This is a genomic window from Grimontia sp. AD028 (assembly GCF_000973155.1).
In the GTDB taxonomy this organism is placed as follows: Bacteria; Pseudomonadota; Gammaproteobacteria; order Enterobacterales; family Vibrionaceae; genus Enterovibrio; species Enterovibrio indicus.
Genome location: NZ_LASY01000118.1, coordinates 1 through 7,716, shown reverse-complemented (window position 1 = coordinate 7,716; position 7,716 = coordinate 1). Strand labels below are relative to the sequence as shown.

Annotated in this window: 6 protein-coding genes; 3 read left to right on the top strand and 3 right to left on the bottom strand. The window is 51.2% G+C overall.

Annotated elements, in window-relative coordinates; translation table 11 throughout:
• Positions 1 to 220 precede the first annotated feature (220 nt).
• Genes hemG through RN22_RS20740 form a run of 3 tightly spaced genes read right to left on the bottom strand, consistent with a single transcriptional unit; the run spans position 221 to position 2,892 of the window.
• Positions 221 to 745 carry a menaquinone-dependent protoporphyrinogen IX dehydrogenase gene (gene hemG / locus RN22_RS20750; RefSeq protein ID WP_046307335.1) on the bottom strand — a complete coding sequence of 175 codons (525 nt, stop codon included), beginning with the start codon at positions 743 to 745 and terminating at the stop codon, positions 221 to 223.
• A 20-nt stretch (positions 746 to 765) separates the two neighbouring features.
• Entirely contained in the window at positions 766 to 2,223 is a 1,458-nt protein-coding gene (locus RN22_RS20745) for a TrkH family potassium uptake protein (RefSeq protein WP_002540760.1), read from the bottom strand.
• A 42-nt stretch (positions 2,224 to 2,265) separates the two neighbouring features.
• Positions 2,266 to 2,892, bottom strand: a complete 627-nt coding sequence (locus RN22_RS20740) for a YigZ family protein (RefSeq protein ID WP_046307333.1) — start codon at positions 2,890 to 2,892, stop codon at positions 2,266 to 2,268.
• A 253-nt stretch (positions 2,893 to 3,145) separates the two neighbouring features.
• On the opposite strand from RN22_RS20740, the gene fadB reads away from it, so the two are divergent.
• From fadB to RN22_RS20725, 3 genes are all read left to right on the top strand, one after another.
• Positions 3,146 to 5,311: a fatty acid oxidation complex subunit alpha FadB gene (fadB, locus tag RN22_RS20735; RefSeq protein WP_046307330.1), complete on the top strand. Its 2,166-nt coding sequence runs from the start codon at positions 3,146 to 3,148 to the stop codon at positions 5,309 to 5,311.
• A gap of 27 nt (positions 5,312 to 5,338) precedes the next feature.
• Positions 5,339 to 6,502 carry an acetyl-CoA C-acyltransferase FadA gene (fadA, locus tag RN22_RS20730; RefSeq protein ID WP_046307328.1) on the top strand — a complete coding sequence of 388 codons (1,164 nt, stop codon included), beginning with the start codon at positions 5,339 to 5,341 and terminating at the stop codon, positions 6,500 to 6,502.
• 180 nt (positions 6,503 to 6,682) lie between these two features.
• Positions 6,683 to 7,663: an MDR family oxidoreductase gene (locus RN22_RS20725; RefSeq protein WP_046307326.1), complete on the top strand. Its 981-nt coding sequence runs from the start codon at positions 6,683 to 6,685 to the stop codon at positions 7,661 to 7,663.
• The last annotated feature ends 53 nt before the right edge of the window (positions 7,664 to 7,716 follow it).

Genomic DNA, 7,716 nt, shown 5'->3' with positions numbered 1-7,716 from the left:
GGGCGGCCATTTTACTGATTCGAAACAGCGCGTCAAGCGTTTATTTCAACTCAATTTTTGAGGCCTTCGCCGTACCGATTTGAGTTGGCGTTTCCGCTGTGGAAGCCGCTCTCCGTGTCGGTGAGGCGGCATTATAGGGAGGTCTGAAAATCTGGCAAGGGCTTTTTTGAGGTTTTTTATGAAAAACGGTGCGTTCGATTACTTTTCGCCCAAAACGGCATTAAAGTGAACGAAATCGCTCTGAAAAGTCCTTCACTCTATCCCAATTGGTGTACTCAACTTCTTTGGTTGGGTCAGTTTCGCCGCCTGTCATCTTCATGATGAACTGAATCATGACACGATCGAAAAGCTTATAGCGGGGATAATAGAGCGCACCGGCGAACACATCTTGCAGTTCTGGCTGCCAAGACGACAGTTTTCTGAACTTCTTCATATAGACACTACCTTCCGGTGTGTCTTTACCAGGTTTGCGTGCTGTCAGATTCACGCAGAAAAAGGCAGCTTTCTTTTCGTTGAGCGCAGAGAGGTTGTTTTCGATAAACCGGTATAGCTTCTTATTCAGGTGACCATACCGAATTGACGCACCAATCAGTACCTTGTCATATTCCGCCCAATTCACCTCAGGCATGTCGTGCAGGTCCACCAGCTCACATTCGTAGTTACCTGCCAATTCGCTTTCAATAGAACGAAGAATCTTTACTGTCTGCCCTTCACGACTCGAGTGAAGTAAAAGCGCCTTTTTCATCATTATTCCTATAAAAGCTATCAGCTACGCCAGAAGGTCGGCGTAAAAAGAACCAGTAAGGTGAACACTTCGAGACGTCCGAACAACATGGAGACAATCAGTACCCATTTCGCGCCACTATTAATATCGCCAAAGTGAACTGCAACCTCGCCCAAACCAGGGCCGAGGTTGTTAAGGGTTGCCGCAACCGCAGAGAACGCCGTTAACTCATCAATACCCGTAGCGATAAGCCCCAGCATACAGATGACAAATACCAGCGCATAGGCCGAGAAGAATCCCCAAACTGCATCCACCACCTGTTGAGGCAATGCTTTGTTGCCCACTTTGATAGTGTACACCGCCCTTGGATGCACCAAACGTTTCAGTTCACGAGAACCTTGTAGTGACAACAGTAGGATTCGGATCACTTTCATACCGCCGCCCGTTGAGCCTGCACACCCACCTATAAAAGAAGAAAACAGTAGAAGCACCGGCAGGAATAATGGCCACTCAGAAAAACTCGTCGTGGTATAACCCGCTGTCGTGGAGATCGATACGGTCTGGAAGATGGCCTGGTTAAAAGCCTCAAACTCAGACTCGTAAGTGCCATGGTTAATCAACATGCCAAACACAATCGCCAGCAGAATAAGCTGGATCACGATAAACGCACGGAACTCTGGGTCTTTGAAATAGAAACCGGGATGTAGCTTGCCACTGGCAAAAGCGGCAAAGTGTAGCGAGAAATTGCACGCTGAGATAAAGAGAAAGAACACCGTGATGAAGTTAATCGCCGGGCTGTTGAAATAGCCGATACTTGCATCATGGGTTGAGAATCCGCCGATAGCGACCGTCGAGAAACTGTGGCTGATAGCATCGAACACCGACATCCCCGCCAGCCAGTAAGCTGATGCGCAGGAAACTGTCAGCGCAAGATAGATGTACCACAGCGCTTTCGCCGTTTCTGCAATACGCGGTGTCATCTTGCTGTCTTTAACCGGCCCCGGGATTTCAGCACGATAAAGCTGCATACCACCGATACCGAGCACTGGCAGAATGGCGACTGCGAGCACAATGATACCCATGCCCCCAAACCATTGCAGAAGCTGGCGATAAAACAGTACCGCTTTTGGCAGGTTGTCGAGCCCCACCATCACAGTTGCCCCAGTCGTCGTCAGACCGGAGAAGGATTCAAAGAAGGCGTCGGTTACCGACATATTGGGTTGTTCTGACAGCATGAACGGAATGGACCCTGCGCTGCCGATTACCGTCCAGAACAGCACCACAATCAAAAAGCCATCACGGGCTTTCAATTCATGTCTGAAACGTCGGTTAGGAAACCAGAGAAGACCACCACCCGCGAGAAGAAGGAAGAAAGTGAGAACAAAAGGGAAACCTTCACCATCGCGGTAAATGAATGCCACCACGGCTGGCGCCAGCATGGTGATACTGAAAAGGGCAAGAAGAAGCCCGACAATCCGGATAATTGAACGAAATTGCATAGCCTTAGACGGCTCATCCTTATATTCAGGGGTGAGCCTGAATTATGTATTTTTATCAAGCCCGGCCACGCTAACCTGACCGCGGGAGCGATTAAAAATCTCCGCTGCGATCTGTTCGGCACTCCGTGCATCCACTTCCACTGTCATCTCCACATTATGGCTGAATTCAGTATTAACCTGAACCGCGTTATGGGAAGCCAGTATCGATTCGATCAAGGCAATGTGAGGGTATTCACAGCTTATTGTGAACTGAACCGTAATCGCCTTCTCTTTCGTTGCCAGTTGCAGTAGCGCCTGTTGCACACCGCCACCATAAGCTTTGACCAGTCCACCTGTTCCCAGTCGGATACCGCCATAGTAGCGTGTCACCACCGCAGTGATCTCACCCACACCACTGCCAGATAGCTGCGCAAGTATAGGTTTACCGGCCGTGCCGGAAGGTTCTCCGTCATCACTGAAGCCCCAACTCATCGAGTCCTCAGGACGCCCAGCAACGAATGCCCAACAGTTATGGCGTGCATCGGCATGCTTGGCTTTTATTTCTGCCACAAACGCTTTGGCACTCTCGATGCCTGGCGTGTGGGCGAGATAGGTAATAAAGCGGCTCTTCTTTATCTCTTCTTCCGATATCACGGGTGATAACGGGATCAGATAAGGCGAGGTATTCATGCGAGTCACCATAAGTTGAAAAGGCGCGGGATTTTAACACAAGAAAATCGTAACACAGCAAAAGCGCTAACTCGTTGAAATAGTGAGAACGTAAGATTTAAACAGATAGTTTAAACACAAATTTCAAACATCTGTTTAACATTTCTATTGCCTTTTTGTTCAGCCCGGCTCAGACTAAAGCTGACTATAACGACTACCCTCTACCTAAAGGTAAACCAAACCAGACAAAGATCTGGCAATACGGAGATAGAACATGATTTACCAAGGTGACACCCTGTCCGTGCGCTATCTAGAAGATGGCCTCGCGGAGCTGAACCTCGATGCACCCGGCTCTGTTAACAAATTCGACCTTGCGACACTGGAAAGTCTCAACGAGGCGCTTAACGCTCTCTCGCAAAAGTCCGACGTAAAAGCCCTGCTGCTGACGTCTGCCAAACCAGCATTTGTCGTAGGCGCAGATATCACTGAATTCCTCGGCCTGTTTGCCAAGCCAGAGGAAGAGCTTTCAAATTGGGTCACGCACGCGAACGATATCTTCAACAAACTCGAAGATCTGCCTTTCCCTACCGTTTCCGTCATTTCCGGTTTCGCGCTGGGAGGTGGCTGCGAGTGTATTCTTGCTACTGATTTCCGTATTGCTGATTCCACCGCGCGCATCGGCCTGCCAGAAACAAAACTTGGCATCATGCCGGGCTTTGGCGGAACCGTGCGAATGCCTCGCCTGGTGGGTGCTGATACCGCGATGGAGCTCATCACCGCTGGTAAAGAAAGCAAAGCAGATGCAGCACTCAAAATCGGTCTGGTTGATGCCGTGACGGCACCGGATGATCTGCGTGATGCCGCGATTGCCCTTGCTAAGCAAGCCATTGAAGGCAAGTTGGATTGGCAATCACGTCGCGCACAGAAAAAAGCGCCACTGCAACTGAACAAGATTGAAGCCACCATGAGCTTCACCATGGCCAAAGGCATGGTGGCGCGTGTGGCAGGTCCTCACTACCCAGCTCCTATGACAGCCGTTGTGGCGATTGAAGAAGCGTCACGCTCCGATCGTGACAGTGCTTTACTGGTTGAGAACAAACACTTCGTCAAATTGGCGAAGAACGATGTCACTCAGGCACTGGTTGGTATTTTCCTCAATGATCAGTACCTGAAATCCAAAGCCAAGAAAGCCGCTAAAGAAGGCAAGCCAACTGAGCGTGGCGCTGTACTGGGTGCAGGCATCATGGGTGGCGGTATCGCTTACCAGTCAGCCAGCAAAGGTGTACCGGTACTGATGAAAGACATCAGTCAGGCTTCGCTTGAAACCGGCATGAAAGAAGCCTCCAAACTGCTGAACAAGCAATTGGAGCGTGGTCGTCTTAACGGTTTGAAAATGGCAGAGGTACTTGCCTCAATCACCCCTAGCCTTCACTACGCAGGTATCGAGCAATCTGACGTGGTTGTTGAAGCCGTGGTAGAGAACCCGAAAGTGAAAGCGGCAGTACTGAGCGAAGTGGAAGCCTTGCTACCAGAAGGTGCAGTACTGACTTCCAACACCTCCACGATTCCTATCGATCTGTTGGCGAAATCGCTCAAGCGACCAGAAAATTTCTGCGGCATGCACTTCTTTAACCCCGTGCACCGCATGCCATTGGTAGAAGTCATTCGCGGTAAAGATACCTCAGAAGAAACCGTGGCACGCGTAGTGGCCTACGCCGCCAAGATGGGTAAAAGCCCAGTGGTCGTCAACGACTGCCCAGGGTTCTTTGTAAACCGCGTGCTGTTCCCCTACTTTGCCGGTTTCAGCATGCTGCTTCGTGACGGTGCTGACTTTACCAAAGTCGACAAAGTGATGGAGAAGAAATTCGGCTGGCCAATGGGTCCTGCTTACCTACTTGATGTCGTAGGCATTGATACTGCGCACCATGCACAGGCTGTGATGGCAGAAGGCTTCCCAGAACGTATGGCGAAAAGCTACCGCGATGCTGTGGATGTGATGTTTGAGTCCGAGCGCTTTGGTCAGAAGAATGGCGTCGGTTTCTACAAATACTCGGTCGACCGCAAAGGCAAACCGAAGAAAGACGTGGATGCTGATGTCGCAGGCCTGCTGTCATCAGTACTCGGTTCGGCGACCGATTACAGCGACGAAGAGATCATCAACCGCATGATGGTTCCGATGATCAACGAAGTGGTGCGTTGTCTGGAAGAAGGCATTATCGCGACTCCTCAGGAAGCAGACATGGCGCTGGTTTATGGCCTTGGCTTCCCTCCATTCCGAGGCGGTGTATTCCGTTATCTGGATACCATTGGACTGGCAAACTATGTTGCTATGGCTGACCAACTGGCCAACCTGGGCCCTGCTTATGAAGTGCCACAAGGTCTTCGCGACAAAGCTGCCAAAGGCGAAGGGTATTTCGATGCCCAACGACAGTCTGCCTAACCACAAGGAATTGAGAGGGAAAACAACATGAAAAACGTCGTGATTGTCGATTGTATTCGAACCCCGATGGGCCGCTCCAAAGGCGGTGCTTTCCGCCACACCCGTGCGGAAGATTTGTCAGCGCACCTGATGGCATCACTGCTGGCACGTAACCCACAATTAGATCCAACAGAAATCGAGGATATCTACTGGGGCTGTGTGCAGCAAACACTGGAACAAGGCTTCAACGTGGCCCGTAACGCAGCACTACTGGCAGGCATTCCACATACAGTAGCCGCGACTACGGTTAACCGTCTGTGTGGCTCTTCCATGCAGGCACTGCATGATGCCGCGCGTGCCATTCAAGTGGGCGATGCTGATGTCTGCCTGATTGGTGGTGTTGAGCACATGGGTCATGTTCCTATGACTCACGGTGTCGACTTCCACCCGGGTCTTTCCAAGTCTGTGGCAAAAGCCGCCGGCATGATGGGTCTGACCGCAGAGATGTTGGGTCGCATTCATGGTATCAGCCGTGAGCAGCAAGATGCCTTTGCTGCCCGCTCCCACCAGCGCGCGTATGCTGCCACCGTGGAAGGCCGCTTTAAGAACGAAATCATGCCTACCGAAGCCCATGATGAGAAAGGCGGACTGTTCCTGATGGAAAACGATGAAGTTATCCGTCCGGAAACCACAGTGGAAACCCTTTCAGGTCTGCGTCCTGTGTTCGACCCAGCCAATGGTACGGTAACCGCAGGTACATCTTCCGCGTTGTCTGACGGTGCTGCAGCCATGCTGGTGATGAGCGAAGACAAAGCCAAAGCGCTCGGTCTGCCTATTCGTGCTCGCGTGCGTTCGATGGCTGTAGCAGGCTGCGATCCCTCTATCATGGGTTATGGTCCTGTACCGGCAACACAAAAAGCGCTGAAGCGTGCAGGTGTCAGCATTGATGACATCGGCATGATTGAGCTTAACGAAGCCTTCGCTGCGCAGTCACTGCCTTGTGCAAAAGATCTGGGCTTGCTGGATAAAGTCGACGAAAAAGTGAACCTCAACGGTGGCGCGATCGCACTGGGTCACCCTCTTGGTTGTTCAGGCGCACGCATCTCTACTACGCTTATCAACCTGATGGAGCACAATGATGTCGAGCTGGGCCTTGCCACCATGTGTATCGGATTAGGCCAGGGTATTGCTACGGTGTTTGAGCGCGTTTAAACAAAAACGTGTCGTCATCAAAGCCGGGTTTAATACCCGGCTTTGTTATTTGTAGCGAAGCATTGCTATAGAGCTATGCGCATAATGCATATTAATCATGATTTAGTTTCATTATTTTCATGACCACTTTGGTTCTACACTGTATTTCATACGTTTATTCCCCTTTCCGGAGGACATCCCATGTTCAAAGCACTGGTACTGGACCAAGCTGACAAAATCACCACTTCAAGCATTCAAGAACTCGACGTTAGCCGACTGCCACAAGGCGATGTGCTGATCGACGTGGATTACTCCTCACTGAACTACAAAGATGGTCTGGCTATTACGGGCAAAGGCAAGATCTGTCGTGAGTTCCCAATGGTGCCAGGTATCGACCTAACAGGGACAGTGGCAGAATCTTCAGATTCACGTTTTACCGCCGGACAGAAAGTGGTACTGACTGGATGGGGCGTCGGTGAAACCCATTGGGGTGGCATGGCACAAAAAGCGCGCCTCAAAGCTGACTGGTTGGTTCCACTGCCAGAAAAGCTCTCTGGCGATCAGGCAATGAAAATCGGTACTGCGGGTTTGACAGCCATGCTTTGTGTACAGGCATTGCAAGATGCTGGCATCACACCAGAGAAAGGTGAAATCCTGGTGACAGGCGCAAGTGGCGGTGTCGGTTCAGTGGCGGTCACGCTGCTGTCTGAACTGGGTTACCAAGTCGTTGCGGTAACAGGCCGTTCAAGCGAGAACGGTGAATGGCTGAAATCGCTGGGCGCGTCGCGCGTGGTAGAGCGTAGCGAATTTGAAGAACCTGCTCGCCCATTGGAAAAACAAATTTGGGCTGGCGCGGTAGATACCGTTGGCAGCAAGATGCTGGCAAAAGTGCTGGCGCAGGTTGATTACGACGGCGCAGTCGCAGCATGTGGGCTGGCGGGCGGCTTCGATCTGCCAACCACAGTCATGCCATTTATCCTCCGCGGCGTGAAACTGCTGGGTGTCGATTCTGTGTACGCGCCTTTCGAGCGTCGCCAGAAAGCGTGGCAACGTATCTCTGAGTTGCTGCCAACGAGCTACTACAATAACGGCTGTCGCGAAATCTCGCTGGAAGAAGTGCCAGACGCAGCAGAAGCCATCACCAATGGTCAAATCACTGGCCGTGTTGTGATCAAGCTGTAAGCCTTCCTTTGCGGTATTAAAAGAACGGAGCCTATCGGCTTAATGCCGATCAG

What these genes read in the sequence shown, in the direction of transcription:
- hemG (WP_046307335.1), bottom strand. Translation starts at nt 745, where the DNA reads ATGAAAAAGGCGCTTTTACTTCACTCGAGTCGTGAAGGGCAGACAGTA.
- RN22_RS20745 (WP_002540760.1), bottom strand. Translation starts at nt 2,223, where the DNA reads ATGCAATTTCGTTCAATTATCCGGATTGTCGGGCTTCTTCTTGCCCTT.
- RN22_RS20740 (WP_046307333.1), bottom strand. Translation starts at nt 2,892, where the DNA reads ATGAATACCTCGCCTTATCTGATCCCGTTATCACCCGTGATATCGGAA.
- fadB (WP_046307330.1), top strand. Translation starts at nt 3,146, where the DNA reads ATGATTTACCAAGGTGACACCCTGTCCGTGCGCTATCTAGAAGATGGC.
- fadA (WP_046307328.1), top strand. Translation starts at nt 5,339, where the DNA reads ATGAAAAACGTCGTGATTGTCGATTGTATTCGAACCCCGATGGGCCGC.
- RN22_RS20725 (WP_046307326.1), top strand. Translation starts at nt 6,683, where the DNA reads ATGTTCAAAGCACTGGTACTGGACCAAGCTGACAAAATCACCACTTCA.